Raw genomic sequence first — 26,234 nt, forward strand, 5'->3', positions numbered from 1 at the left:
AGCGCGCATTATCAATCCAGCCTTTTCGGTATGCTGATTCTGGATGTCAGACGCAGCCCGAAAATCCCGAACAGGGTGGTCAGCCAGACCGGATCGACACGCCGGAAGAAGAAGCTTTCCATCATCGCGTTCAACGTGCAGAAGAACACGATCATCAGGAAATAATCTGCAAGAAGCAGATTCTCGCGCTGCGGCCTGCACCGCATGTAATTGACCAGCGGCATCACGATGATCACGGTCACACCGCATATCAGTCCGGGAAGCCCCATGGCCACCACCAGATCGAGATAGCCATTATGGGCATGGACCATGTTGCGCACGTCCCAGCCGAGATAATAGGGCCTGGCCGCTTCCAGCGCCGTTGGTGATTTCCAGAAACTTTCATAGCCATAACCGGTCCATAATCGGCCCGGCAGATTTTCGATGGCGAATTGCCAGATCGACACGCGCCCGGTGAAAGTGGCGTCAACGCCCAGGCTTTCGACAAAGGCGCGGATCGGTTCGAACAGCACCGAGCCGAAAGTCAGTACGGCAAACGTAAACTGAATGGAAAAGATGGCAGCGACGGTCAGAAACCGCAGGCCGAGCGCACCCGGCACCATCACCAGCAGCATGGCCAGCGGCACCAGCGCCATGGTGGTTTTCGACCCGGTCTGCGAGACGAAGAACAGCGCCGACAGGCTGATCAGCGCGCCGCTGACGCGCCAGCCCCGCCGCCAGAGATAGAGCCCCGAAAAAGCGAAAGCCGCCATGACCGGACCGGCAACATTTTTATGGCTGAACACCCCGCGCCAGAGATAGGAATTCTGTGGCTCGATCGGGTCTGCCCCATGCGTGCCAAGCGACGGCAACAGCACCACACTGGCATAGGAAATGACCAGCACAACGGAGGCCACCGTCATCAACAGCCGGGCATAGCCATCACCATCCTGCGGCAAGGCCAGAACCGCCACAACACAGCAAACGCCGATCATCGTGAAAACCGCGCCGCGCATCACCACGCCGGGATAGACGCTCTGCATCAACGACGCGAACAACAGAAGGAACATCAGCGACCAGCCGAAGCCGACAATCCGCGCCACCTTTCGCGGGTCGGTCAACGTAGCAAGGGCCGCGATGACCCCAACGCCCAAAAGACTGAAACCAAGCTGGTTGATGATATCGCCGCTGCCGCCGCCGTCAGTTTCCGGCTCGGCCATGAAAGGACGAAACGAAATCATCAAAATGCACATGACTACAACGGCAACAACGAGCGCGATCTTACGCATCTGCGCCCGGTGTGCTTCCGCAACTCCGGCCGCAGCAGCGCCGGGGGCGCGGCTGTCAGTTTTTGTCCGGGTTGCGATACTGCTCATTCTCATACCCAAAATGCGCCATGACCCGGCCCAATCCGACATGGATATAATAGGCGCCTACGGAAACCCACCGCGCCTGAACTCCCTTGTACAAGGCCTTGACCGGCGAGAAGCCGAGCAGAAGCGCACTTTTGACAAACACCCGCGCTGCACCCAACGGTTGGTCCTTGCGCTTGCGCCGCTCCATCATGGTTGAAATCATGCCGTTGCGCAAACCGCGCGCCCGGATCCAGTCGCCTTCCAGCCGCCGCGCCGGGACGGTTTCATGCACCGGCGCTTCCGCGCACCAGCCTGTCCTGAAACCCTTGGCGACGGAACGACTGATAAAATCGGAGTCGCCGCCGCCCGTGAAATTGAACATCGGATCGAGAAACGGAAAGCCCGCCGCTTCCAGCACTGGCCGTGCGACGGCGAGATTGCCCGACGAATAAAGCGTGGGCACCGGGCCGCTGCGCTGATAAGTCGGCAGGAACACCGGATGACGCGCCCATGCCTCAGACCCCGGGCGGTCGAAGACCGGCACCTGCGGACCGCCCACCAGATCGACGGAATAGCGTTCTGCTGCCGCCATCATGTTTTCCAGCCATGACGGATCGGCCAGTTCGTCATCGTCGATCACCAGAACATGTTTCATGTTCGGGAAATAACCGAGCGCCGTCAGCCAGGCGGCATTATAGGCGTTGCAATTGCCACGCTGCGTTTCCACGATCACCAGACCGCGATAGGTCCCAGCCGCAAACAGCGGTGCCGCAACTTTGGCACCCGCTTGTTCCTCCGCCTCGTTTTCGACAACGATGATCGCGAATTGCCGCTCGGTCACCTGCGCCTTCAGGCTCTCCAGCGTTCGCAGAAGATGCTCGGGACGGCGAAAAGTCGGCAGCGTCACCACCACCTCGACATTCGTAAAATTCAAATGGGGTGTTTGAGTAATGACTTGAATGTGATTGGGAAGCTTCGGCGTCCTGTTGTCCATTATATTTTCAACCGCCGCCCTATCATCCGATGCAAAACCAATTGGTCCTTTTGTCGGAAATGCCCTAATTTTGACACGTAAACTGCTCTATGCCACATCAATTCTTCAATTGGTGCGGTTGTACTGAAAAACAGCACTCAACACGATTCAATAAATTGATTTCAAGCCCTATTTATCAGGCGAGCGTTTAAGGATCATTTACACCGCGCCGCTATGAATCAAGGCATAGAAATACGGCATATCCGCAGGAGTCGAATTGCAACCGTTGCGTCTCGTTTTCGTGACATCCCTCGTGCCCCACGAAGATGCTTCGACTGGATATGAAGTCGCCAATGCCGCTGTCATCAACGGGCTGCGCCGGGCTGGCGCACATGTCACCGTCATCGGCTTCACATGGCCGGGACGCAAGGCTGCCGCCGACGCGGATGTCGTGGTGCTGGGCGAAGTGGAAGTGCGCACCGAAGGTGCAAGCGCTGCGCAGAAAATCGGCTGGGTCGTCAAATCCTTCCTCACCGGACTGACGGTTTCCTCCGCCAAGCTGCGCGTCATTCCGCCGATGAAACTGCATGAAGCGATTGCGGCTTGCGGCGATTTTGACGCCTATGTGCTGAACGGGGTGGCACTTCCCGGCGCGTTCGAAGCCGTATTTCGTGACAAGCCGTCGCTTTTTGTTGCGCATAATGTGGAACACCGCTCGGCACGCGAAAACGCCGAAGACGCCAAGGGCATTATCCAGAAGCTTCTCTTCTCCCGCGAAGCCCGCATTCTCAAGCGGCTGGAAAAGCGGCTTTGTGACAATGCAGCCTTCGTCTTCACCTTTGCCGAGGACGATGCGCCAGCGCTAGGCCTCTCCCCGGAAAAAGCCGCGACCTTCCCGCTGGTTATGCCAGCCGGGCGCAGATCGGCCAGCCGCGATATCAAGTATGACCTTGCTTTGATTGGCACCTGGACATGGCATCCGAACCGGATTGGCCTTGAATGGTTCCTCAGAGAGATCGAGCCGCTGCTGCCATCGGACATATCCACCGCGATTGCCGGCAGCACACCAGCCGACCTGATTGCCGCCTGGCCGGCTGTAAACTTCGTCGGCAAAGTATCGGACGCCACCGCCTTTGTTGAAAGTTGCGCCGTCGTGCCGTTGATCAGCCGCGCAGGCACCGGCGTTCAGTTGAAGACCATCGAAACCTTTGAGCTTGGTATGCCGAGCGTCGCCACGCCGCATTCCGTGCGCGGCATCGCGCGCATTCCCGAAAACTGCACTATTGCTGACGCGCCAGCGGAATTTGCAGCGGCGATCAAAATGCGCATCGCGCAGGCCCGCGCAGGTGACCGCCAGATGCTGGACGGCAAGGCCTTTACCCGCTCACAGATCGACGGCATGGATCAGGCGCTCACACGCGGACTGGATGCGCTTCGTCGGACCACGAAGCGCGCGGCGGGAGCGCAATGATGCTGGAACAAAGCCCCCGCCCGTCCCGCAATATTCTTGGCATCGATGTCGCCTGTTTCGACTGGAACGAAGCGCTCGACTTTTTCGACACGACGCTTGAAGACGGACAGTTCCAGCGCGTGGCATGGCTCAACGCCCATTGCGCCAATGTTGCGCATGCCGATGCGACCTATAAGCAGGCTTTGCAGAGTTTTCTCGTGCTGCCCGACGGCGTTGGCGTCGATATAGCCAGCAAGATTGCCTATGGGCAGAAATTCCCCGCCAATCTCAACGGAACGGATTTCGTGCCGCGCCTGCTTGGCCATATCAAACGCCCGCTGCGTATCGGACTGATCGGTGGACGGCCCGGCATTCCCGAAAAGGCCGCAGAAGCGTTTCATGGGCTTGCGCCGCAGCATGATTACCGGGTCTATGCGGATGGGTTTTTCGCACCCGACCAGATGGCCGCAATCCTCGACCGGCTTGCAGGCGACAGGCCGGATATCCTGCTGGTCGCCATGGGCGTGCCGTTGCAGGAACTCTTCATCCAGACACATATCACCAAAGCGCATTGCACCATGGCCTGCGCGGTTGGGGCCTTGTTCGATTTTCAGGCGGGCGCAACCGAACGCGCGCCGGAATGGCTTCGCCAGATGCGGCTTGAATGGGCCTATCGGCTGATGCGCGAGCCAGTACGACTGGCAGGACGCTATCTGGTCGGCAACCCGCTTTTCCTGTGGCGGGTCATGCTGAGCGGACTTTCGGGATATTTGATGCGGGATGGTCGATGAAGACGGCAATTGTCACGGCAAGCTACGACAAGGATTTCGAGCGCTGCAAATTGCTGTGCGAAACCGTGGATGAACATGTCTGCGGGTTCACCACGCATTATATCCTCGTCGAACCGCGCGATGTCGCACTGTTCCAGCAGCTGGCTGGGCCGCACCGCATCATCATTGACGAACGGGAATTGCTGCCATCCTGGCTGCATGTCTTTCCCGATCCAACCTCCTTCGGCAAGCGCCGCATCTGGCTGTCGCTGAAAGCCAAGCCGCTGCGCGGCTGGCATGTGCAGCAGTTGCGCCGCATTGCTCTGGCGAATGTGACGGGGGAAGACGGCTTTCTCTATACCGATTCCGACACCGCGTTCCTGCGCACTTTCGACTGCCGCAATCTCTGGCAGAGCGGCAAAATGCGCCTCTTCGTGCGTCCCGATGCGCTGGCCAAGCCTGAATGGCCCCTGCATCCGGTCTGGTCGGCCAATGCGGAAAAGCTGCTTGGCATCAGGGACCGCAAGAACGCACTCAACGACTATATCGGCCAGCTCGTTTCCTGGCGGCGCGACACGATGCTGTCCATGTGCGAGCGCATCGAAAGCCATACGGGGCGCAACTGGGTGGCAGCTTTAGGGACAATCCGCAGTTTTTCGGAATGCTTCCTCTATGGCCGTTATGTCGACGACATACTCCATGGCGCGGGCCACTATAGCGACACCCATGATCTGTGTCGCATGCAATGGTTTGCACCGCCACCAACCGAAGACGAATTCCGCACATTCATTGCCGAGATGGAGCCCTATCAGGTTGCCATCGGCATGCAGTCTTTCCTCGGTCTTTCGGTCAATGATATTCGCCGCATCATCGGCGCTTGAGTTTAGGCTTTCAGATGCGTTTGGCGGGCAGCCGCAGGCTCGTATAGGTGAAAACCAGCGACAGAATATAGAGCGCGCCGAATACGAGATTGAGGCCCGCGATCCAGTCATTGCCGCCACCGGAATGTCGCAGCAGCAGCCAGACAAACAAGGCCTTGGCCGCCGTCATGATGACGAGGCTGAGCGTGCGCAGGCCCGACTGGCCGCGCGCATAGAGAAGCTCGGTCTGATACTCGATCAGATTGCGGAACCCCGGCACCAGCAAGACCAGCGGCAGCAGGCTGACAATCGCCGCCACATTGGCGCCGAGCGCATTGGGAAATACCCAGAGGAAAATCGCAAGCGCCGCAAGGCCACCCACCGAAACGGCGAACACCGCCGCTTCCAGTCCCGCACGCAGACGCAGGCTCGACAACATGTCGGGCTTGCGCATCAGTTTTTGCACCAGCATCATGTTGAAGGAGCGCACCGGCAGTGCCGTCAGGTCGACCAGCCGCATGACGATGGCATAAAGCCCGGCAATTTCCGGCCCGCCGACGCTGAGCACCAGCAATTTGTCCAGCTCGCTTTGCACATAAAAGAGCAGTTCCGCCCCGGCGACGGCAATCGAATCCGCGAAACGGCGGATATAGAGTTTGGGCCGAAAACGGATTTTCCTGCGCGGATAGAAATAGATCGACACGGCAAGCGCCACGGCATTGGCCGCGAGATACCACCATGCCCAATGGGCAACATCGTGCACCGTCGCCATCCAGGTGAACAGCACCGCTGCAACCGCCCGCGTGACCGTGCCGAAAATGACGAGGCCCGCCGAAATGCCGAACCGGTTGAGGCCGTTATTGACGATGATGATGACTTCCGCCGAGCGCCAGAACAGGGCTTCCGCCACGATGATGATGACGAAGGGCAGAAGCGTGATATCCCGGCTGAAGAACACCAGATAGACCAGCCACGAGCAGACGGCGAACAGCGGCAGCGATGCCACCACCGCCATGAGATATCCGGCGCTATAGGTTCCGAGCAGATGCGGCTTGACGGTGGAGATGCGATAGAGCGGCGAGGTAAAGCCCAGCGACACGATGCGAGACAGCATGACGCCGGTGCCCGATGCCGTCGCGAAAATACCGAAATCGCCCGTCGGCAGCGTGTTGGCGAGCGCGATGAAATAGACCAGCGACACCACAAGCCGCCCGACCGAACCGGAGACGAGTGAGAGATAATCCCTGAGCATGCCGGACTTGAGGCCAGATTTCAGGCGGTCAAATTTCTGAAATGCTTTCGCTATCACCAACGAGCCTTTGTCTTCGTCGCATCGCTCACAATCTGGCATGTTTCACGGGCCGAAGCGAAAAGCCAGCGCAAAACCCGGCGTAAATCTGGAATGGTTAACCGGTAGCATTTTGCACGGGGACAATTTCTATACCATTAACCATTTTTTTCCCGTAGGGACTTACAGTCACAACCCAAACGGGTTTTCAGAGTTCGGATATTTCAGGCAATGAGCAGCGATGATAAGCGTCATAAAGAGGAGAGCGGGAAACCCCTTCTCTCATTCTCCGACGCGCCCGCTGGCTTGAGCCGGACACCAACCTCCGCGGCATCGGCCCAAACGCCGCCCCAGACGCCCCCTCAAACACCCCCATGGACTCCACCCGCTTCGAAAGAGGAGCGCGAGGAATTCGGTCGCACCCGTGATCTGAGCCCCGAACGGCTGACCGAGGAAGAACTCACCGCCTTGCAGGAGCGTCTTGCGGCCATCGAAACCGAGCTTGACCGCAAGCTCGTCGCGCGCGAGCGGCGCAGGCGCGAACTGGTCGAGGACCAGCCCTCGCCTCAACCGGTGCCCGAAACTGCGCAACCATTGGCGGAAGCGCCTGCCTCCACAGATCACACGGCAATAACACCGGATAAGGATCGCGCCGATGACAATAGCTGGCGTCCGCTGATCGACCCTTATGCGGCAATCGACGTGATCAAGGGATCGCGCAGGCTTCTGCTTGTCACGACCGTTCTCGGCGGTATCGCCGGTGTGCTGATCGCGCTTTCCGTGCCGACCATGTATGTCGCGACGACCGATGTTCTGGTCGACCCGCGCAACATCAAAACCGTTGGCACAGAACTGACGCCCGGCCAGTTGCCGACTGACGCTTCACTGGCCGTCGCGGAAAGTCAGGCGCGCATCGTCGGTTCCAGCAGCGTGCTTTTGAAGGTGATCGACCAGACCAAGCTCACGCAAGATCCGGAATTCAATGGAACGCTGGTCCCGACCGGCGTAGCCGGTTTCTTTGCGCAGATCCGCGACATGCTGTCAGCCAAGAAGACAAGCGATAGTCAGGCGCTGGAAACGCGGGTGCTCTACAATCTCTACAAGGCGATGAAGATCGACCGCGATGCCAAGACCTTCATCTATTCGATTTCGGTCAAGACTCGCGACCCGCAAAAATCGGCTTCCTTGGCCAATACGATCAGCACAGTGTTTCAAAACGAGCTTGTCTCGATGCAATCCGATGCGACCCGTCGCACATCGGAAGAACTGTCGACCCGGCTTGCCAGCCTGCGCGCAAGCGTCGAACAGGCGGAAACAGCAGCGGCGGATTTCCGCGCCGCGCATGACCTCGTGGATGTCGACGGCAAACTTATCAGCGACAGTGACCTTGGCCGCCTTAACGAACAGCTTTCCAACCAGCGCGCCGAAACGATGCGGTTGCAGGCGCGCATCGAGGTGATGAACAGCGCCACGTCGGACAATGTGGTTGCCGATACATTGCCGGAAGAGTTCAGGTCCAACACACTGACCGCCTTGCGCGCGCAATATGCGCAGGCAAGACAGGCGGCAAACGGCATGTCCTCACAGCTTGGGCCGCGCCATCCGCAATTGATCCAGGCGCAATCGCAGGCAGGTGCTATCCTCGGCGATATCGACGCCGAGTTGCGCCGCGTGCGCTCCTCGCTTCAGGTCGAGGTTCAGCGTTCGGTTCAGCAGGAAAAGGAATTGTCGGCTCGTCTGGCGCAGCTAAAAGCCCAGCAGGCCAACAATAATGGCGATCTGGTCAAGCTGCGCGAACTGGAACGCGAAGCGGCAGCCCGCCGCTCCGTTTATGAAGCATTCCTCCTGCGCTCGCGTGAAACCGGCGAACAGGAAGGCCTGAACACGGTCAATATCCGTGTGCTTTCGGAAGCTCGCCCACCGCTCGATCCTTCGGGCACATCGCGCAAGCTGATCGTGATTGCAGGATTGATCGCCGGTTTGCTGGCGGGGCTGGCCATTACAGCCGTCCGCAACTTCGGACGGCTGCTGCGCCTTTCAAAATAGTTCGGGCAAGATAATCTTAGGCAGTGCGCGCAATCTCGGCGCGCGGCGCCTTGCGGCCACTCGCGCGCAGAACGCCGTGGGCGCCGTCGAGGTGACCGGGCTTCAGTTCGAGCGCCAGAAAACGCCGCTTTTCATAAGGGCCGGGCATGGCCAGTTCGCCGGTCTTTTCCGCCGTGAAGCCGAAACGCTCATAATATTCCGGATCGCCGACCAGCAGGATCGCGCCATGGCCAAGCATGGCTGCCTCAGCAATCGCGTGACGCATCAGGGCCGAACCGATACCGGTACCGGCAGCAGACGGATCGACGGCCAGAGGCCCAAGCAGCAGCGCGGCAACCGGAAAGCCGAAGGCATCGATACCGGCCTGAACATTCCACAAGCGAACAGTGCCGGAGAGAACGCCATCGGCGCTCTCGGCAGCAAAGGCCAGCCCTGCGGCGGGAAGACGACCGCGCCGCAGCTTTTCCGAAGACTTTCTGCGACGGCCTTCGCCCATGGCGCGGTCGAGCAGCGCTTCACGCGCCAGCACGTGCTCCACCGTCTCGCCTGCTATTGCAAAAGCGGGCGCAGCAACGGGGGCAAAGCCCTGCACGAAGCCAGCGGCGTCATTGTCCTGAAAATCGAGAATTGCATTCATCACATCTATCCCCGCAAAGCGGCAGCAGCACACCCCGTCCAGTGCCTTGCGGCACCGGACAGATTGAGAGGATCATTCAGGTCTCTGACGGTATGATCTTATCCGAAAACCGGTTCCCACTTTTCGGGATCATACCGAACCTGAAAGATCAGATGACGTAGGATCGGAGCGGTTCGAAGCCGTTGAACGCCACCGCCGAATAGGTGGTGGTGTAAGCGCCCGTGCCTTCGATGAGGATTTCGTCACCGATGGTCAGCGAGACCGGCAGCGGATACGGCGTCTTTTCGTAAAGAACATCCGCACTGTCGCAGGTCGGGCCAGCCAGCACGCAAGGCTCGGTTTCGCTACCGTCATGCGGGGTCACGATCTGATAGCGGATCGCCTCGTCCATGGTTTCGGCGAGACCGCCGAACTTGCCAATGTCGAGATAGACCCAGCGCACATTGTCGTTGTCCGCCTTGCGGGAGACCAGAACCACTTCGGTCTTGATCACGCCTGCATTGCCGACCATGCCGCGGCCCGGTTCGATGATGGTTTCCGGGATACGGTTGCCGAAATGCTTGGACAGCGCGTCGAAGATCGCCATGCCATAGGCCTGAGCGGTCGGCACGTCCTTGAGGTAACGGGTCGGGAAACCGCCGCCCATATTGACCATGCGCAGCACGATGCCTTCATCGGCAAGGGTGCGGAACACCGATGCCGCATCGCCAAGCGCGCGGTCCCAGGCGGAGAGGTCCGTCTGCTGCGAGCCGACATGGAACGATACGCCATAAGAATCGAGGCCGAACACCTTGGCATGGCGCAGCACGTCGACGGCCATTGCAGGCACGCAGCCGAACTTGCGCGACAGCGGCCATTCGGCGCCTTCACCGTCGGTCAGAACGCGGCAGAAGACGCGGCTGCCAGGAGCGGCGCGCGCGACCTTCTCGACTTCTTCCACGGAGTCGACTGCATAAAGACGGATGCCCAACTCGAAAGCGCGCGCAATATCGCGCTCCTTCTTGATGGTGTTGCCGTAGGAAATGCGGCTCGGCGTTGCACCGGCTTCCAGCGCCATTTCGATTTCGGCAACCGAGGCCGTATCGAAGCAGGAACCGAGCGAAGCGAGCAGGCGCAGGATTTCCGGCGCAGGATTGGCCTTCACCGCATAGAAAATGCGGGAATAGGGCAATGCCTTTTCAAAGCTGTGATAGTTCTCGCGAACGACATCGGTATCGACGACGAGGCAGGGACCGTCCGGACGACGGGTATTGAGGAAATCAATGATGCGCTGTGTAGCCATGGTCGTTCTCCTGCGGCGACCCTAACCGGGCCGTTTTTGGTGCACAATCGCGAAAAGTTGCTGCCTTTTCTGCAAACTGCACATAAAAACAAATACTTAGAGAACCATCCCTATCTTGCGGGAATGGAAATTCTCTAAGAGACAAAGGTGCATGAGACCCTCGCCGCGAAGTCAGCCTTTGGAGGCGCTGATATCACACGAAAGAACATGCGGCGATGGAACAACGCTAAACCCGCGTTACTCCGCTTTGTCTGCCTTGGATTGGAATTGGAGAACCGCATCCGCACTACCGGCAATGAAGGTGTGCCTCTTCAGTAATTTCGGCTTTTGGACAGCCGAAAGACACTAGAAAGGCCCGCACCGTCGTTGCTTCAAGATGTCCTCGATCTGGCGGTTGGCCAACAGATCGACTGGAGCGGTTAGGTCCAGGTACCGTACCGAATTCCTCACCATTCGAGGATCGGCGGACACCCACAGGCACGTGCGACTTTGGGCAAGGGCGATATAAGCGCAAAGCCGTGACCATTCAATGACAAATGTTTGTCGAAACGAATTTATTTTTCCGCTGTTTCAGCGGGGCTGCCTGCTTGCCATTGTTCAGCAATAGTGAAACATTCCACCGGAAATTTTCACTTTCTATTCAGCATAATGGCAGATTTCTGCCTCAAGCGGTGAACAATGACCACCTTCGATCCCTTCAATGCGATCATCGCGAAGCCCGAAAATCCCCTTCCCCACGCGGAAAATGGCCCACTTTTCGGCGAGCAGCTGGCGGTCAAGGACATTTATGATCTGGCCGGAATGATCACCGGATGCGGCAATCCGCAGATTCTGGCCGAATCAGTACCCGCTGAAAAATCCGCGCCCGTGGTCGAAAAGCTTCTGGCTGCTGGCGCTGAAGTGATTGGCAAGGCACAGACGGACGAGCTTGCCTTTTCGTTGATGGGGCAAAACTCGCATTACCCTCACCCGATCAATCCTGCCGCGCCGGATCGCGTGACCGGCGGATCGTCATCCGGTTCGGCGGCAGCGGTCGCCGCCGGGATCGCGGATATTGCGCTCGGCTCCGACACGGGCGGCTCCATCCGCGCGCCTGCAAGCTTCTGCGGCCTTGTCGGCCTGCGCACCACCCATGGCCGCATTCCGCTTGAAGGCATCATGCCGCTTGCGCCGTCGCTTGATACGATCGGCTGGTTTGCACGTGGCATCGCGCTTTATGAAAAGGTGGGCGCGGTCCTGCTGGGTGAAGACAGCCAGTCGTTTCAGCTGACGCAATTGCTTTATATGCCGGTTCTTGAGCAGCTTCTGCTCGGACAGGATGAAACCGACGCCTATCGCGCCATGTTCGGGGCGATCCGCCCGTATTTCTCCGGCCTGAAGGCAGCAAGCCAGCCGACCTTGTCCATCGACGAGCTTTATCTCACCTTCCGGCAGATACAAGGGGCCGAAGCATGGGCCACCCACGGCGCATGGATATCGTCTGGCGAGCGTCAGCTTGGACCGGGCGTAGCCGACCGCTTCGTTTTTGGATCGCAGATCACGCCCGACACACTGGCGCAGCAGCGGACACGACGGGCACGTTTCACGCAGGAGCTTGAAGCGATCATCGGCGATCATGCCGTGCTCGCACTCCCCACCGTTCCGGGCGCGGCGCCAATGGCCAACCTGCCGTTCGAAGATTTGCAGGCCTATCGGGAACAGGCCTTGCGTCTGCTCTGTCTTTCGGTGCTCTCAGGCCTGCCACAGATCACTCTGCCGCTCGGTCGTGTTGACGGCGCGCCCTTCGGCATTTCTCTCATCGGACCACGTGGCAGCGATCGGGCGCTGATCGCGCTTGGCAAAACCATTCTTGAAACGCGGGGCTAGAACAGATGGACACGCTGACACGTATGCGCGCCTTTATCGACGTGGTCGAGGCGGAAGGATTTTCCGCCGCAGCGCGAAAAATCGGGCGCTCCAAGGCTCTTCTGTCCAAATATGTGCGCGAGCTGGAAGACGAGTTGGGCGCACGCCTTCTCAACCGCACCACGCGCCAGTTTTCGCTGACCGAGGCGGGCCACACCTATTATCATCGCGCCGTGGAAATCATTCGCGAGATCGACGCACTTCAGGATGCTGTCAGCGAAACCAGCTCCGACGCGCGCGGGCGTATAAAACTGTCTGCCCCACGCACCTTTGCCGATGCGGTGATTGGCCAGTCGCTGATCGACTTCTGCCTTGCGCATCCTGAGATCGTGCTCGACGTGCGGCTGGACGACCGTTTCGTCGATCTGGTCGAAGAAGGTTTTGACCTCGCCATCCGCATCACGCGCCTTCAGGACTCTTCGCTCATTGCAAAGAGGCTTTCGCCCTTCCATTCCATTCTGTGCGGCGCACCGGAATTGATTGCCCGCGCCGGCAAGCCAGAACGCCCGGAAGACCTGACCGACCGCCCCTGCATCATCGACACCAACGCCCGCTCGCGCAACAACTGGCACTTCCGCAACACGGACGGCTCGATGATGACCGTGCCGGTCAATGGCCCCATCGAGGTCAACAGCCCGGTTGCCACCAAAAATGCGGCACTGGCGGGCCTTGGCTTCAGCATGCTGCCGGTCTTCATTGCAGAAGAGGAAATCGAGCGCGGCAGGCTGGTCGCCTGTCTGGACGAGTTCATCGTCAAGGATGGCGGTATCTATGCGGTCTATCCGCATCGCCGCTATCTGCCGGCTAAAATCCGCGCGCTTGTGGATTTTCTGACGCAGTGGTTCAAGGACCGCGAGCAGAACACGTCCACGAAGCCCCAGACTTCATAAAACTATCGTCGTTTTTAGGATAAACGTCCCACTTTCGCCGTCTTCAGCTTTGAGCATTAGGCAATACTTACGGAAAGACTATATGCAGGTTTCGTCATCACGGTTCAAAGGCCGGTTCGCCCGGACCACCGCAGCTGCATTTTTCGCGGCTGGCCTTGTGCCGACGGTTGCGCTTGCCCACCCGCATGTCTTTGCCGAAGCGCGTCTGGAACTGACCATTGCGCCCGACGGAACGGTTCAGCAGCTTGCCCATGTCTGGCGCTTCGACGATGTTTTTTCGTCGACCGTGCTGATGGAATTCGACAAGAATGGCGATCTCAAGCTCGATCATAAGGAACTGATTGATCTCGGCCATGTCATCAATGAGTCCATTGCGGAGTTCAAATATTTCCAGAGCGTTCTGGAAGACGGCAAGGATGTCGCAATGGCAAGGCCCAACGATCTTGCCGCCGACTTTACCGACAATCGCCTGCTGATCGTCTTCACGAGCAAGCCTGCCAAGCCGCTCAAGGTACAACCCGGCCACAAGGTCAGTTTCGGCATTTATGACCCGACCTTCTATACCGCCATCGACTATGTGAGCGACAAGGATCTGATCGTCAAAGGAATGCCCAAGGGCTGTAAATCGACCGTGGTGCGCCCCGATCCCGATCAGGCTATCGCGCAAAATCAGGCAACGCTGACCGATGCCTTCTTCAACGACCCGGCGGGCACCAATATGTCGAAGATTTTTGCCACCCGTCTTGAAATCGAGTGCGCAGCGAAAGGATAGACGAGCAGATGAAGAGAACGGCGACGCTCATACTCACCTCTTGCCTGATGATCATGGCTGCGCAGGCGTTTGCGCAATCATCTCTTGGCATCGGTGCGAATGAAGTGGCCATGACGCCAACCGGACCGTTTGCGCATATCATTCTCTGGATGAACGAGCAGCAGCGCTCGTTCTATCTCGCCATGACCACCGCGCTGAAAGCCATGCGCGAAGACCCGTGGCAGGCTTCCATTCTGATCGGTCTTTCCTTCATCTACGGCATCTTCCATGCGGCTGGTCCGGGCCACGGCAAAGCGGTGATCTCCTCCTATATGATCGCCAACGAAACGGCGTTGCGGCGCGGCATTTTCCTGTCCTTCATCTCGTCGCTGCTACAAGCCATCATGGCGATTGTCGTGGTTGGCCTTGCATGGCTGGTGCTGCGCGGCACCGGCATTTCGATGAACCAGACCGCCCGCTATATGGAGATCGCCAGCTTTGCGCTGGTGCTGTTCTTCGGCCTGTGGCTCCTGGCCCGCAAGCTGCCACTTCTGTTCCGCAAGTCCAAAGATGCCGCCCCCGAAGCGAGCCCCGCCGCAGCCCTTTTCGCGGGCACACCGCAACCGGCCATGGCAAGCGGCCCTGCCTGGCAAGGCAGCATCTCGCAGACGACGCGCGCGGCAGCAAGCGGCAGCGCGGTCAAGCTCAACTACAAGCCTGCCGCTACGGCAGCAGCTGCAACAGACCATGTCTTCATTGGTGAAAGCGATGTCTGCGCTGCCTGCGGCAATGCCCATATTGCCGACCCTTCGACGCTCGGTGACGATTTCAACTGGACGACCGCCTGGTCTGCCATTTTCTCGGTCGGCCTCCGTCCATGTTCCGGCGCGCTGATCGTGCTGACCTTCGCGCTGCTCAACGGCCTGATGATGGGCGGACTGCTCTCGGTCTTCGCCATGGCCTTCGGGACATTTATCACCGTGGCGGTGCTCGCCACACTGGCCGTCACGGCCAAAAATGTTGCGCTGCGCTTTGCAGGCAGCAACGCCATGTCGGGCCGGTTGAAGGCAGCAGTGGAAGTCTGCGCCGCCCTCTTTATCGCACTCACCGGCGCACTTCTGCTGAGCGCATCGCTGGTCGGATAGAGCAGTGCTTCGCTATCCTGCTCGAAAGTGCAGGAAGCGGCTCCAAAACAAAATTCGATAAAACTGCTTTTTCGTTTTAACCACGAAAAACGGCGCTGCATTATTTAGAAATCGATACCATATGAAGATATTCTGAAAAATAATTTTCTAATATTCTAGCCGGATCGACTCCCTGAGATATCCCTCAAATGAACCGTTTCGATGGCTGGTAATTTCAAGAGGATATTTCTCAACATTAATTCATTTCAACGTGTGTGCTTCGTTTTTACATAATCCGAAAGCCAATCAACACAGAAAGGAATTTTGGTTATGAAAATGAACGGGCAGCGCATTTTCTCTGCAGTCATCGCTCTGGGAATGCTCGGCGCAACATCAGGTGTGTCCTTCGCACAAACGACGGCAAGTGAGTCGACGGCAACCGAAGCAACAGCGCCAGCTGGCACCTACAAGCTTGATCCGACACATGCGGCCCTGCTGTGGTCCCTGAAGCATAACCAGATTTCCAACTATACGGCCCGCTTCGACAAGCTCGATGCCACGCTGAAGCTCGACCCCGCGAAGATTGAAAACTCCTCGATCGAAGTGACCATCGACCCCACCTCCGTCGCCACCGCCTATCCGGCGGACTACAAGGCCACCCATGCCGATTCCGGTTTTGCAACCTGGGACGAAGATGTCAGCCGCTCGCCGAACTTCCTGAACAGTGACGCCCATCCGACGATCACGTTCAAGTCGACCAAGGTCACGTCGACCGGCGACACGACGGCTGACATTGTTGGCGACCTGACATTTCTGGGCGTGACCAAGCCAGTGACGCTGAAGGCAACGCTCATTGGCGCGATCGACAGCCACCCCTTTGCTGGCGTTCCCGCACTCGGCTTCGCCGCAGAAGGAACCTTCAACCGCACCGAATTCGGTCAGGGGCTCGGCCCTGTGGGTCCGGACATCACCATCCGCTTCGACGGTGAGTTCATTCAGGAAGCAAGCTAACCTACGTTTGATTGACTAAATCGAATGCCCCACCGGCTGCGCCTCCTCCCAAGCCGTGCCGGTGGGTTTCGCCATTTCAATCACGAAATCCTTGTCCGAAACCGCATTGGCGGCATTCGGCCTCGACCCGTCAGGATGACAATGAACACTCATCCCCAAGCTCCCAATCTATCATCGCCCTCAACACCCAATAGCCGCGGACAGGCCACGGCCAAACGCTACAGCACTGTGGCCATCCTGCTGCATTGGGCCATAGCCATTCTCGTCATCTCCATGATCCCGATGGGCTGGTGGATGGTCAGGGCTATCAACAATCCCGACACGCAGCAGCTCGCCTATCAGCTGTTTCAGCTCCACAAGTCCATCGGCTTTGCCATTCTGGCCTTGACCCTGTTTCGTGTGATCTGGCGTCTGACACATCCGGTTCCGGCACTGCCTTCCGACATGAAGGGTTGGGAGCGCATGCTCGCGCGGGCGACCCACATCGCCTTTTATGCTCTGCTGCTGGCCATTCCGCTGACCGGCTGGGCCTATGTCTCAACCGGCTGGGCTATCAGTACAGATCGCCCGCTGATGGTGGCGACATCGTGGTTCGGCCTGTTCGACGTTCCGCCAATTCCGGCCATGGACGGTATGCGCGACGTTGCCTTTGGTGCCATGGGCGCCCATGCCTATATGGCCTATGGGGGTGCCGCTCTCATTGTTCTGCATATTGCCGCCGCGCTGAAGCATCAGCTGATCGATCGCGACGGCGTACTGGCCCAGATGCTGCCCTTCCTGCGCAGCAAGGACCATGGCGACGCGGTGCTCCCGGGCAGAGCCATGCTGCCGCGTGGCCTCGGCATCGCTTTCGTCGTCATGATCGGGCTCGCAGGCTACGCCATGCATCTGCCGACCACTCCGTCACCTGCGCAGCTTACCGTCGCGGCAGCGGAACCCGCCAACGTGGTGCCGCAAGCACCTGCGTCTCCCGCACCAGCCGCAGCAACAAGCGCCGAAGCCAATGCCACGGCCTGGGCCATTGACCCGGCTGCGTCTGCCATCCGCTTTACCGGCACGCATGCGGGCAAAAACTTTGCCGGACAATTCAGCCAGTGGAACGGCGATATTCGCTTCGATCCGGACAATCTCGCCGGTTCGAAAGCCGTCATCACGGTCAGTACCGGCTCGGCGACAACCGGCGACGCCACGCAGGAGAGTTCGCTCAAGAACGGTGAATGGTTCAATGCCCGTCGCTTCCCCGATGCGCGTTTCGAAACCAAGAGCTTCCGGTCTCTTGGCGGCGAGCGCTATGAAGCCGATGCTATCCTGACGATCAAGAACAAGGCCGTACCGGTCGTTCTACCCTTCACCTACAAGCCCGAAGGCGACATTGCGGCAGTGGAAGGCAGCATCGAGCTTGATCGCGCAGCACTTAATCTCGGCATGTTCTCAGACCCGGCTGCCGAATGGGTGTCCAAGACGATTGCCGTCACAATCAATGTCACGGCAGCAAGGAGCTGACGCCCAAAGCAAAAATCCCGGCACATGTGCCGGGATTTATCTGCCTGTCTGTTCAAGCTGTCTATGCTGGCTGGAACTGTTCTGGAGCCGCAGCCACAAAGGCCGGTAGCGCCGCGCAGGCCTTTGCCACTGCCGCAATACGCGGAAGATGCTGCCATTCGACGCCCCAGCGGCTGGCATTGTAAAGCTGGGGAACAAGCACGCAATCGGCCATGCCGGGCGTATCACTATGGCAGAAGCGACCTTCAAAACCCGGATGGTCCAACAGCTTTTCAAACGCTTCCAGACCACGGCGGATATTGTCACTGTTCCATGCCCCGCGGGCTTCCTTGCCCGCCAACGCTTCTACCTGTGCCAAAACCCGAAGGTTGGAAACCGGATGGATTTCGCAGGCAATGGCTTCAGCCAATGCACGGACATGCGCCCTTCCCGCTGCATCACGCGGCAGCAAGGCCGGATCAGGCCGCGTTTCGTCCAGATATTCAATAATCGCCAGCGACTGGATCAGCACCAGCCCGTCGATTTTCAGAATGGGCACAAGCCCCTGCGGATGCAGCGCCAGATACTCGGGCGACAACTGCGCACCCGCAGTCAGATCCACCGGCACATGCTCATAGGCGATCCCCTTCAAGGCCAGCGCGAGACGCACGCGATAGGCCGAGGAGGAGCGCCAGTAATCATATAAAGTCACCGTCATGGCTGCGCCGGGAGAATCTGGCCGATACAGGGCCCAAAGCCGATGCGATAGCCATCGCCTCTCGCTTCAGCAAACAGGCCAACCTCGTCGCCATCCTCGATGAATGTGCGGCTTTCGCCATTCACCCTAACGGGGTTCTTGCCGTTCTGCGTCATTTCCAGAAGAGCGCCGGTCTGATCGAGGCTCGGCCCGGAAATCGTGCCGGAACCAAGCAGATCGCCTACCCGCATCGGGCAACCGGTTTCGGTGTGATGCGCAAGCTGCTGCGCGCTCGAATAATACATGACCTTGTAATTCGTCTCAGCCATCTGCTGACCGTTCATGGTCCAGCCGATAGCAAGATCGTAGAAGCCGGGACGATCTTCATGCAGATAGGGCAGAAGCGGATTGACGCGCTCTGCGCCTGTGCTGCGGAACGGTTCAAGCGCGGCCTGCGTCACAACCCATGCGCCGATTGTTGTCCCCAGAGCCTTCGACTGGAAAGGTCCCAGCGGCTGGTACTCCCAGGCCTGAACATCGCGTGCCGACCAGTCATTGAGCAGCACATAGCCGAAGATCATACCCTCCGCCTGCTCGACGCTGATGCGTTCGCCCATCGCACTGTCGATGCCGACAATGGCTCCCAGCTCCAGCTCCAGATCAAGCCTTTTGCAGCGGTCCCACACCGGCCCCTCTTCACCTCTGGTTTGGCCCATCGGGCGACGGATCGGCGTGCCGGTCACCACTACGGAGGAGGCACGCCCATTATACCCGATCGGCATATGGGTCCATTGCGGCGGCAGCGCATTTTCCGGTCCGCGAAACAACACGCCCACATTGAAGGCATGGTTTTTCGATGCATAAAAATCAGTGAACTCCGTTACGCGGATCGGCAGATGCATCCGCGCATCAGCCATTGGCACGAGAGGCAGGCTCGTGTCCCCGCCCTCGCGCAACAGCTTCATCAGCGTTGCGCGTACTTCGTCCCATTTGGCGCGGCCCAATGCCATGAAACCATTGAGCTGCGCTTCAGCAAAAGTGCCGTTAGCATCGATGAGGCCAGCCGCTTCGCATTTGTCGAGATCGAGTATCATATCGCCGATGGCGACGCCGCAACGCGGTGCGTTTCCGCCTACCGAAAACACACCATAGGGCAGATTGTTCAGGGGAAAGGGGCAATCCGCATGATTGGCGCTCTCTACCCAGGACCGGATCAAAGCCAATATCCGTCTCCTCACTTCAGATCAAATTCTAGGAGTGCCAGCGCATAGAGCCCATGACACCCGGTTGATTGACATCACTTCACGCCGGGCGTGCCGTCGAACTTCTTTTCGAGGTGGTCCCACACTTCGATATATTCCTGCTGCATCGGAGCCTCACGCGCGGCGAATTCCGTCAGATGCTGCGGGAAGCGGGTCTCGAACATGAAGCTCATCGTATTGTCGAGCTTTTCCGGACGCAGCTCCGCATTCGACGCGCCTTCAAATGCGTCGCGGTCGGGTCCGTGCGGCAACATGCAATTGTGCAGGCTGATGCCACCCGGCGCAAAACCCTGCGGCTTGGCATCGTAGACACCATAAATATTACCCATTAACTCGGACATGATGTTCTTGTGATACCATGGCGGACGGAAGGAATGTTCCGCCACCAGCCAGCGTTCGCGGAACAGCACAAAGTCGATATTGGCCGTTCCTTCCTGACCCGACGGCGCGGTCAGAACCGTGAAAATCGACGGATCGGGATGGTCGAACAGAATGGCGCCAACCGGCGAGTAAGTGCGCAGGTCATATTTATAGGCGCAGTAATTGCCGTGCCACGCGACGATATCGAGCGGCGAATGGTCAATCCAGCTCTCATGAAACTGGCCGCACCATTTGATGACAACACGCGAGCGTGCCTGTTTGTCTTCATAGGCCGCAACGGGGGATTTGAAATCGCGCGGATTGGCAAGGCAGTTCGCGCCGATAGGACCACGGCCGGGCATATCGAATTTCTGACCATAATTCTCGCAGACAAAGCCGCGGCACAGTCCCTCAAGCACTTCGACGCGATAAACGAGACCGCGCGGAATAATGGCAATTTCCTTCGGCTCAAGATCGATAATGCCAAGCTCCGTGCAAAAGCGCAGCCGTCCTTCCTGCGGCACGACCAGCAATTCGCTATCGGCGGAGTAAAAATACTCGTCCTGCATCGAACGGGTGATCAGATAGACATGACTTGCCATACCGATCTGGATGTTCACATCGCCCGCCGTGGTCATGGTGCGCATGCCGGTGATCCACGTCAGATCCTCATCCGGCCCCGGCAGCGGGATAGGGTCCCAGCGATACTGGCCGAGACTGGTGATATTGCGCCGCTGCGGATCGCCGACCGGCAGATTGGGCGCGGTCTTCCAGTACGGCACGTCGACCAGCTGGAATCGGCCCGTATGATGGACCGACGGGCGAATGCGATAGCACCAGGTCCGCTCGTTTTGACCACGCGGCGCGGTGAAAGCGGTGCCGGACAGCTGCTCGGCATAAAGCCCGTAATTGCATTTCTGTGGTGAATTCTGACCTTGCGGCAATGCACCCGGCAGCGCTTCGGTTTCAAAGTCGTTGCCGAAACCGGGCATATAGCCCTCGACCGTTCCTGTCGTCACCGATGCGCGGACCATGCCCTGCGGGATTGCGTGAGCGGTCATGATTAATCCTCCCGGCAAATTCGTTGCTCGAACAACGATAATAACGTTGCGAATGCAACGAAGTCAATGCTTCTTGCGTGACACGTGTTTTTCCGTTGTATTTGCAATGAAACTCTGCTCCTTTCCTGAAAAAAGGAGACATGCATGGCATTCGAACTCGACGGTTTCCTGCCCTATCGGCTCAGCGTGGTGGCCGCGCGGATCAGCGAGCGCTTTGCAAAACGCTATGCCGCTGAAGCGGGGCTGACCATCCCCGAATGGCGCGTATTGGCGCATCTCTATCGAAGTGGCGAAGTCAGCATCCGGGACATCAATACCCGCGTCAATCTGGACAAGTCGATTGTCAGCCGGGCAGCAACGCGCCTTGAAAGTGCCGGACTGCTGCATAAATCGGATAACAATGTTGACCGTCGATTGATTGTACTCGCGCTCACCCCTCAAGGGGAAGAGCTGATGCATCGCCTTGGCAAAATCGCTGACGAGTTTCAGGCGGAGATACTTAAAGATCTGGGCCCCGATGCCAAACATTTTCTCGAAGGGCTGACCCGCCTCTCCAGCGCGCATCCTTCGCGATAATCGCCGACCTTACCCGGCTTCAGTCACCTGCTTGACGGCTTCGTGCAGCGCGGCGATACCGGTTTCCAGAGCTTGGCGGTCCTGCTCGGACATTACGCTCAATATGGCGTTGGCTTTTGCATCGACTTCGCCGAAAGCCTTTTGAAACAGGGCTTGTCCCGCATTCGTGACCGCATAATGCCGCAAACGCCGGTCTTCTTCGGATATGGTCCGGATAATCAGGCCTTTCTCTTCCAGACGGCTGGCGGCGCGGCTGACCTGCACCTTGTCGAGAGAGGTGCGCTGGGCAAGCCGCACGGAATCGATGGAACCTGCTTCCGCAAGCAGAAACAGCAGACGCCATTCCTCACGCATCAGCCCATATTCGTGACCATAAACAGCAACCAGCTGCCGGGAGAACGCTTCCGCGACAATCGCGAGCCGATAGGGAAAGAACGTCTCCATGCGCATTGCATGCCCCTCACAAAGTCTTTTGATTTCAATCATTTTCCCGGATTGAACAGACAATTTCAAAGGCTTTTTCAAGAGCGAGATCTAATCGGAGTGAAACGCGGGCTGGTAAGATTGCGCCCCAATGAAAAATACCCGTACACCGCTGTTATCCTGTCCGTTCGAACAGCCTTTTGAATTGATCCTCGCCCCTCCTGCGGATTGTAATCCCCGGAATCTGATCGCGACTAGTTCATTGCATATGTAACGTTGCTATTGCAATGAACTTGACATCGTTGCAAATGATACGATTATAAGGTGCCGGTAGCGAGGAACCGGTATTCAAATGCTGGGCAGCGGAGGAGCACCCTTGAACACATCAGCACCGGCGGGCACAATGGATGCCGCGCAGACACAAAAATCATCAATACGGCTTCTTTTCGCGGCCAGCACGGGCACGATTATCGAGTGGTATGACTTCGCGGTTTTCGCTTTTTGCGCCGCACTTGTTTTCAACACCGCGTTTTTCCCGGTCGTCGATCCGATCACCGGCTTGATTGCCGCCTTGTCCACACAGGCCGTCGGCTTCATTGCCCGTCCTGCTGGCGGCTGGTTCTTCGGTGTTCTGGGTGACAGGATCGGGCGCAAGCGCGCACTCGTCATCAGTCTTTTCCTGATGGGCGGTGCGACTGTCGCCATGGGACTGCTCCCCACCTATCAGCAGATTGGCGTGTTCGCTCCGCTCTTGCTGCTCCTGATGCGCCTGTTGCAAGGTTTTGCCATCGGTGGCGAATCCACTGGCGCCTTGGTGCTTATTGCCGAAAGCCTTCCGGCAAAACAGCGCGGTCTCTGGACCGGCTTTCCCATGATTGGAGGACCGGCGGGCAATGTGATCGCCACCGCCGTCATCGGTGCGGTCATCGGGCATTTCGGATCGGACGCTTTTGTGGAATGGGCCTGGCGCATTCCCTTCATCGCCTCCATTCTGCTGATCGGTCTCGGTCTATGGGTCCGGCGCAAGGTCGAGGAATCGCCAGCCTTTATCCATCTTCAGGAACAGAAGACCGAAGCCGTTAAAGCCCCATTGCGCGAAGCGATTACGACCCAGGGCGCAAACATGCTGCGCGTCCTGTTCGTCAAGGCTGGCGAAAGCGCGCTCTTTTACCTCTTCTCCACATTCTTCGTCGTGCTGGCGACCGTGTTCCTGAAAGTCCCGCGTGAAGCTGCCCTTGGCGCTCTGTTCATTGGCTCCATTGCCGAAGTCGCCGTCATTCTGGCTGCCGGTGCCACAGCAGACCGTATCGGACGCAAGGCCGTTACGCTGGTGGGTCTTGTGGGTGGTATCGGCGCAGGGTTCTGGCTTTTCAGCCTGCCTCCCGGCGCAGACACAGCGACACTCACCTGGGCAACCGTGCTGACGCTCTCCTTCCACGGCATTATCGTGGGTGGCATGTCGGCCTATTTCACCGAACTCTTCCCGGCGCGCGTTCGTTACACGGCCATGTCGACATCCTATTCTGTCGCCACGGTGTTGGGTGGAGCGCTGGCCCCGATCATCGGCACGTGGCTGCTTGAAATTTTCGGTACACCCTTCGCGGTCGCGGTCTACGCCACATTGATGGCTATACCCGCGATCTATGTGATGATCACCACGCCGGAAACCAAAGGCCGCGATCTGGTGAACTAAAACACTTCGGATTTTTAAAAAGCCGCATCAGTGATGATGCCAAATGGAAAAAGAGAAGCCAAGCTTCACCGTTTGTTTTACGTCCACGGTCAGGAATAGAAACACGCGCGCAGCCAACCGGTCTTGACGACCAAAACTGCCCGTGCATAATTTTAAGCATTCACCAGGGGAGTCCCGGCAAGGGGCTGAGATACTGCTAGCGTGCGCAGTGACCCGTTGAACCTGATCCAGTTCATACTGGCGTAGGGACGGTGCAAATGCTGGAAGGCGAGCGTCCACTGGATGCTTCCTGATGGCGTTTTTTCATCCTTCCAACACTGGAACTGGGTCTCCAACATCACAACTTGGAGCCTCAACCATGTCTATCATTACTGGCAACACAGCCCCGACTGTTACCACTGGCCCTCTCCCTGCTTCCCGAAAACTAAGCAAACCGGGAACGCTTTATCCGGATATCTGCGTCCCGATGCGAGAAATTGCTCTGCATCCCAGTTCCGGGCTGCCACCTGTTACGGTCTATGACCCATCTGGGCCCTACACCGACGACCACGCAACGATCAATATCGAAACAGGTTTGCCCCGATTGCGCGAAAGCTGGATCAGCGGGCGCGGCGATGTCGAAGCCTATGAAGGGCGCTCGGTTCAACCCGCAGATAACGGCTTTGCGACAGGTGAACGACTGACACAGGAATTCCCTTTTCTAAATACACCGTTGAAAGCAAGGAATGGCAAGGCGGTTACCCAGCTTGCTTATGCCCGTGCAGGTATCATCACTCCCGAAATGGAATTCGTCGCCATCCGCGAAAACCTTGGGCGACACGCTGTCCAGCATGAATTGCCGCGCGACGGGCAAGGTTTCGGCGCCAACATTCCCGACTATGTAACACCGGAATTCGTTCGCCAGGAGATTGCAGAGGGACGCGCTATTCTTCCTGCCAATATCAATCATCCTGAATCCGAGCCGATGATCATCGGGCGGAACTTTCTGGTTAAGATCAACGCTAATATCGGCAATTCTGCCGTAACATCTTCTATGGGCGAAGAAGTTGAAAAGATGGTATGGGCGATCCGTTGGGGTGCCGATACGGTCATGGACCTTTCAACCGGACGAAACATTCATAATATTCGAGAATGGATCATCCGGAACTCACCAGTTCCAATCGGCACGGTACCGCTCTATCAGGCTCTGGAGAAGGTCAATGGTATTGCCGAAGATCTGAACTGGCAGATCTATCGCGACACATTGATCGAACAGGCCGAACAAGGCGTTGATTATTTTACCATACACGCTGGCGTGCGGCTTTCTTATATCCACCTCACCGCCAATCGCGTAACCGGCATCGTTTCACGCGGCGGTTCGATCATGGCGAAGTGGTGCTTACACCACCACAAAGAGAGTTTTCTCTACGAACATTTCGAAGAAATTTGCGATATCTGTCGGGCTTACGATGTCTCATTCTCCCTTGGCGATGGTCTGCGTCCGGGATCGATAGCAGATGCCAATGACGCGGCACAATTTGCCGAACTGGAGACGCTTGGAGAACTGACCCAGATAGCCTGGTCCAAGGATTGCCAGGTAATGATAGAAGGGCCCGGCCACGTTCCGATGCACAAGATCAAAGAGAACATGGACAAGCAATTACACACATGCGGAGAGGCGCCATTCTTTACGCTCGGACCGCTGACCACTGATATCGCACCCGGTTATGACCATATAACCTCGGGAATTGGTGCAGCGATGATCGGCTGGTTCGGCACCGCCATGCTTTGCTACGTTACCCCGAAGGAGCATCTTGGCTTGCCCAATCGCGACGATGTTAAAATTGGTGTCGTCACCTATAAGATAGCCGCTCATGCCGCAGACCTAGCAAAAGGACACCCGGCAGCGCGTATTCACGATGATGCGCTATCGCGGGCTCGGTTCGAATTCCGTTGGGAAGATCAGTTCAATCTTTCACTGGATCCGGAGACCGCACGTTCTTATCATGACGAGACCTTGCCCAAGGAGGCTCACAAGGACGCTCATTTCTGCTCCATGTGCGGTCCCAAGTTTTGTTCGATGGAAATCTCACATGAAATACGTGCGGGATCGCAGGAAGACAGCATGAAGATGCGAGGCTGAAGCCGGCTAATGAATACAATTTCTAAATAGTTGCATTAGCACTATAAGTTTACACAGACGAAGAAGGGGCACCCGCGCCTGCATCTTTTTCGGCGTCCGACATTCTGTATGGCGCGAGGCTGGTGTCTGACGACCCGTTGGTGGCCTCCTCTCTCATCGCCAACAGTAAACGCCACCAGCCCCGGTTTTCATGCGCTGTGGCTTTTCTGTATTTGTTGTGTTCTGGCTTATTTCCAA

At 57.9% G+C, this 26,234-nt stretch carries 24 protein-coding genes and 1 riboswitch; of the genes, 13 read left to right on the top strand and 11 right to left on the bottom strand.

Annotated elements, in window-relative coordinates; translation table 11 throughout:
• Window positions 1–11: 11 nt before the first annotated feature.
• Window positions 12–1,355 carry an O-antigen ligase family protein gene (locus FHW00_RS13650; RefSeq protein ID WP_078339044.1) on the bottom strand — a complete coding sequence of 448 codons (1,344 nt, stop codon included), beginning with the start codon at window positions 1,353–1,355 and terminating at the stop codon, window positions 12–14.
• Window positions 1,324–2,328, bottom strand: a complete 1,005-nt coding sequence (locus FHW00_RS13655) for a glycosyltransferase family 2 protein (protein WP_078339045.1) — start codon at window positions 2,326–2,328, stop codon at window positions 1,324–1,326. Before FHW00_RS13655 ends, FHW00_RS13650 begins: the two co-directional genes overlap by 32 nt.
• Window positions 2,329–2,584: 256 nt before the next feature.
• Here FHW00_RS13655 and FHW00_RS13660 point away from each other — a divergent pair, with 256 nt between their 5' ends.
• From FHW00_RS13660 to FHW00_RS13670, 3 genes are read left to right on the top strand one after another with little or no spacing between them, the layout of a single operon-like run.
• Window positions 2,585–3,778 carry a glycosyltransferase family 4 protein gene (locus FHW00_RS13660; RefSeq protein WP_078339046.1) on the top strand — a complete coding sequence of 398 codons (1,194 nt, stop codon included), beginning with the start codon at window positions 2,585–2,587 and terminating at the stop codon, window positions 3,776–3,778.
• Window positions 3,775–4,548 carry a WecB/TagA/CpsF family glycosyltransferase gene (locus FHW00_RS13665; RefSeq protein WP_445558206.1) on the top strand — a complete coding sequence of 258 codons (774 nt, stop codon included), beginning with the start codon at window positions 3,775–3,777 and terminating at the stop codon, window positions 4,546–4,548. Before FHW00_RS13660 ends, FHW00_RS13665 begins: the two co-directional genes overlap by 4 nt.
• A complete protein-coding gene (locus tag FHW00_RS13670) occupies window positions 4,545–5,408 on the top strand; it encodes a DUF6492 family protein (RefSeq protein ID WP_078339048.1) in 864 nt (287 codons plus the stop codon). The genes FHW00_RS13665 and FHW00_RS13670 overlap by 4 nt, the downstream gene beginning before the upstream one ends.
• 10 nt (window positions 5,409–5,418) lie before the next feature.
• Here the strand turns inward: FHW00_RS13670 and FHW00_RS13675 are convergent, their stop codons facing one another.
• Window positions 5,419–6,696, bottom strand: coding sequence for a lipopolysaccharide biosynthesis protein (locus tag FHW00_RS13675; protein ID WP_078339077.1), 1,278 nt, complete (start codon window positions 6,694–6,696; stop codon window positions 5,419–5,421).
• Window positions 6,697–6,906: 210 nt separating this feature from the next.
• Between FHW00_RS13675 and FHW00_RS13680 the strand changes: the two genes are divergently transcribed.
• Window positions 6,907–8,721: a GumC family protein gene (locus FHW00_RS13680; protein WP_078339049.1), complete on the top strand. Its 1,815-nt coding sequence runs from the start codon at window positions 6,907–6,909 to the stop codon at window positions 8,719–8,721.
• Between the two features lie 16 nt (window positions 8,722–8,737).
• On the opposite strand, the gene FHW00_RS13685 is transcribed toward FHW00_RS13680, so the two are convergent.
• Together FHW00_RS13685 and odc2 are read right to left on the bottom strand one after the other, a co-directional pair.
• Window positions 8,738–9,358 (bottom strand): GNAT family N-acetyltransferase, encoded by a 621-nt coding sequence (locus tag FHW00_RS13685; protein WP_078339050.1) that lies wholly within the window; start codon window positions 9,356–9,358, stop codon window positions 8,738–8,740.
• 148 nt (window positions 9,359–9,506) lie between these two features.
• On the bottom strand, window positions 9,507–10,640 hold the full coding sequence (gene odc2, locus FHW00_RS13690; RefSeq protein ID WP_078339051.1) for an ornithine/lysine decarboxylase: 1,134 nt from the start codon (window positions 10,638–10,640) through the stop codon (window positions 9,507–9,509).
• A 678-nt stretch (window positions 10,641–11,318) separates the two neighbouring features.
• On the opposite strand from odc2, the gene FHW00_RS13695 reads away from it, so the two are divergent.
• The 5 genes from FHW00_RS13695 to FHW00_RS13715 all read left to right on the top strand — a co-directional run bounded on the left by FHW00_RS13695 (window position 11,319) and on the right by FHW00_RS13715 (window position 16,321).
• The gene (locus FHW00_RS13695; RefSeq protein ID WP_078339052.1) at window positions 11,319–12,506 is read left to right on the top strand and encodes an amidase; all 1,188 of its coding nucleotides are present in this window, start codon (window positions 11,319–11,321) and stop codon (window positions 12,504–12,506) included.
• Between the two features lie 5 nt (window positions 12,507–12,511).
• Window positions 12,512–13,435 (top strand): LysR family transcriptional regulator, encoded by a 924-nt coding sequence (locus FHW00_RS13700; RefSeq protein ID WP_078339053.1) that lies wholly within the window; start codon window positions 12,512–12,514, stop codon window positions 13,433–13,435.
• 82 nt (window positions 13,436–13,517) lie between these two features.
• A complete protein-coding gene (locus FHW00_RS13705; RefSeq protein ID WP_078339054.1) occupies window positions 13,518–14,207 on the top strand; it encodes a DUF1007 family protein in 690 nt (229 codons plus the stop codon).
• An 8-nt stretch (window positions 14,208–14,215) separates the two neighbouring features.
• Entirely contained in the window at window positions 14,216–15,331 is a 1,116-nt protein-coding gene (locus FHW00_RS13710; protein ID WP_078339055.1) for a nickel/cobalt transporter, read from the top strand.
• 309 nt (window positions 15,332–15,640) lie between these two features.
• Window positions 15,641–16,321 carry a YceI family protein gene (locus FHW00_RS13715; RefSeq protein WP_078339056.1) on the top strand — a complete coding sequence of 227 codons (681 nt, stop codon included), beginning with the start codon at window positions 15,641–15,643 and terminating at the stop codon, window positions 16,319–16,321.
• Window positions 16,322–16,336: 15 nt separating this feature from the next.
• On the opposite strand, the gene FHW00_RS13720 is transcribed toward FHW00_RS13715, so the two are convergent.
• Window positions 16,337–16,474, bottom strand: coding sequence for a hypothetical protein (locus FHW00_RS13720; protein ID WP_162762633.1), 138 nt, complete (start codon window positions 16,472–16,474; stop codon window positions 16,337–16,339).
• Between FHW00_RS13720 and FHW00_RS13725 the strand changes: the two genes are divergently transcribed.
• A complete protein-coding gene (locus tag FHW00_RS13725; RefSeq protein WP_078339057.1) occupies window positions 16,463–17,824 on the top strand; it encodes a cytochrome b/b6 domain-containing protein in 1,362 nt (453 codons plus the stop codon). The genes FHW00_RS13720 and FHW00_RS13725 overlap by 12 nt on opposite strands.
• A gap of 61 nt (window positions 17,825–17,885) precedes the next feature.
• On the opposite strand, the gene maiA is transcribed toward FHW00_RS13725, so the two are convergent.
• The 3 genes from maiA to hmgA all read right to left on the bottom strand — a co-directional run bounded on the left by maiA (window position 17,886) and on the right by hmgA (window position 21,183).
• The gene (gene maiA / locus FHW00_RS13730) at window positions 17,886–18,521 is read right to left on the bottom strand and encodes a maleylacetoacetate isomerase (protein WP_078339058.1); all 636 of its coding nucleotides are present in this window, start codon (window positions 18,519–18,521) and stop codon (window positions 17,886–17,888) included.
• Window positions 18,518–19,726, bottom strand: coding sequence for a fumarylacetoacetase (gene fahA, locus FHW00_RS13735; protein WP_210189479.1), 1,209 nt, complete (start codon window positions 19,724–19,726; stop codon window positions 18,518–18,520). Before fahA ends, maiA begins: the two co-directional genes overlap by 4 nt.
• A 71-nt stretch (window positions 19,727–19,797) precedes the next feature.
• Window positions 19,798–21,183, bottom strand: coding sequence for a homogentisate 1,2-dioxygenase (gene hmgA, locus FHW00_RS13740; RefSeq protein WP_078339060.1), 1,386 nt, complete (start codon window positions 21,181–21,183; stop codon window positions 19,798–19,800).
• A 144-nt stretch (window positions 21,184–21,327) separates the two neighbouring features.
• Between hmgA and FHW00_RS13745 the strand changes: the two genes are divergently transcribed.
• Window positions 21,328–21,759, top strand: coding sequence for a MarR family winged helix-turn-helix transcriptional regulator (locus tag FHW00_RS13745; protein WP_078339061.1), 432 nt, complete (start codon window positions 21,328–21,330; stop codon window positions 21,757–21,759).
• Window positions 21,760–21,768: 9 nt separating this feature from the next.
• On the opposite strand, the gene FHW00_RS13750 is transcribed toward FHW00_RS13745, so the two are convergent.
• A complete protein-coding gene (locus FHW00_RS13750; protein WP_078339078.1) occupies window positions 21,769–22,209 on the bottom strand; it encodes a MarR family winged helix-turn-helix transcriptional regulator in 441 nt (146 codons plus the stop codon).
• Window positions 22,210–22,558: 349 nt separating this feature from the next.
• Between FHW00_RS13750 and FHW00_RS13755 the strand changes: the two genes are divergently transcribed.
• A complete protein-coding gene (locus FHW00_RS13755) occupies window positions 22,559–23,875 on the top strand; it encodes an MFS transporter (RefSeq protein ID WP_445557937.1) in 1,317 nt (438 codons plus the stop codon).
• Between the two features lie 155 nt (window positions 23,876–24,030).
• Window positions 24,031–24,142: riboswitch (TPP riboswitch) on the top strand.
• A gap of 91 nt (window positions 24,143–24,233) precedes the next feature.
• A complete protein-coding gene (gene thiC / locus FHW00_RS13760; protein WP_078339063.1) occupies window positions 24,234–25,997 on the top strand; it encodes a phosphomethylpyrimidine synthase ThiC in 1,764 nt (587 codons plus the stop codon).
• Window positions 25,998–26,046: 49 nt separating this feature from the next.
• Here thiC and FHW00_RS24435 read toward each other — a convergent pair.
• A partial coding sequence (locus tag FHW00_RS24435; RefSeq protein WP_210276531.1) for a hypothetical protein occupies window positions 26,047–26,234 on the bottom strand: 188 nt, incomplete at its 5' end.

The sequence above is a fragment of the Ochrobactrum sp. P6BSIII genome (assembly GCF_014138065.1).
GTDB lineage: Bacteria > Pseudomonadota > Alphaproteobacteria > Rhizobiales > Rhizobiaceae > Brucella.

Bases quoted from the DNA above. Each gene is read 5' to 3' on its own strand.
- FHW00_RS13650 (WP_078339044.1), bottom strand. From the start codon at position 1,355: ATGAGCAGTATCGCAACCCGGACAAAAACTGACAGCCGCGCCCCCGGC.
- FHW00_RS13655 (WP_078339045.1), bottom strand. From the start codon at position 2,328: ATGGACAACAGGACGCCGAAGCTTCCCAATCACATTCAAGTCATTACT.
- FHW00_RS13665 (WP_445558206.1), top strand. From the start codon at position 3,775: ATGATGCTGGAACAAAGCCCCCGCCCGTCCCGCAATATTCTTGGCATC.
- FHW00_RS13670 (WP_078339048.1), top strand. From the start codon at position 4,545: ATGAAGACGGCAATTGTCACGGCAAGCTACGACAAGGATTTCGAGCGC.
- FHW00_RS13680 (WP_078339049.1), top strand. From the start codon at position 6,907: ATGAGCAGCGATGATAAGCGTCATAAAGAGGAGAGCGGGAAACCCCTT.
- FHW00_RS13685 (WP_078339050.1), bottom strand. From the start codon at position 9,358: ATGAATGCAATTCTCGATTTTCAGGACAATGACGCCGCTGGCTTCGTG.
- odc2 (WP_078339051.1), bottom strand. From the start codon at position 10,640: ATGGCTACACAGCGCATCATTGATTTCCTCAATACCCGTCGTCCGGAC.
- FHW00_RS13695 (WP_078339052.1), top strand. From the start codon at position 11,319: ATGACCACCTTCGATCCCTTCAATGCGATCATCGCGAAGCCCGAAAAT.
- FHW00_RS13700 (WP_078339053.1), top strand. From the start codon at position 12,512: ATGGACACGCTGACACGTATGCGCGCCTTTATCGACGTGGTCGAGGCG.
- FHW00_RS13705 (WP_078339054.1), top strand. From the start codon at position 13,518: ATGCAGGTTTCGTCATCACGGTTCAAAGGCCGGTTCGCCCGGACCACC.
- FHW00_RS13710 (WP_078339055.1), top strand. From the start codon at position 14,216: ATGAAGAGAACGGCGACGCTCATACTCACCTCTTGCCTGATGATCATG.
- FHW00_RS13715 (WP_078339056.1), top strand. From the start codon at position 15,641: ATGAAAATGAACGGGCAGCGCATTTTCTCTGCAGTCATCGCTCTGGGA.
- FHW00_RS13725 (WP_078339057.1), top strand. From the start codon at position 16,463: ATGAACACTCATCCCCAAGCTCCCAATCTATCATCGCCCTCAACACCC.
- FHW00_RS13720 (WP_162762633.1), bottom strand. From the start codon at position 16,474: ATGAGTGTTCATTGTCATCCTGACGGGTCGAGGCCGAATGCCGCCAAT.
- maiA (WP_078339058.1), bottom strand. From the start codon at position 18,521: ATGACGGTGACTTTATATGATTACTGGCGCTCCTCCTCGGCCTATCGC.
- hmgA (WP_078339060.1), bottom strand. From the start codon at position 21,183: ATGACCGCTCACGCAATCCCGCAGGGCATGGTCCGCGCATCGGTGACG.
- FHW00_RS13745 (WP_078339061.1), top strand. From the start codon at position 21,328: ATGGCATTCGAACTCGACGGTTTCCTGCCCTATCGGCTCAGCGTGGTG.
- FHW00_RS13750 (WP_078339078.1), bottom strand. From the start codon at position 22,209: ATGCGCATGGAGACGTTCTTTCCCTATCGGCTCGCGATTGTCGCGGAA.
- thiC (WP_078339063.1), top strand. From the start codon at position 24,234: ATGTCTATCATTACTGGCAACACAGCCCCGACTGTTACCACTGGCCCT.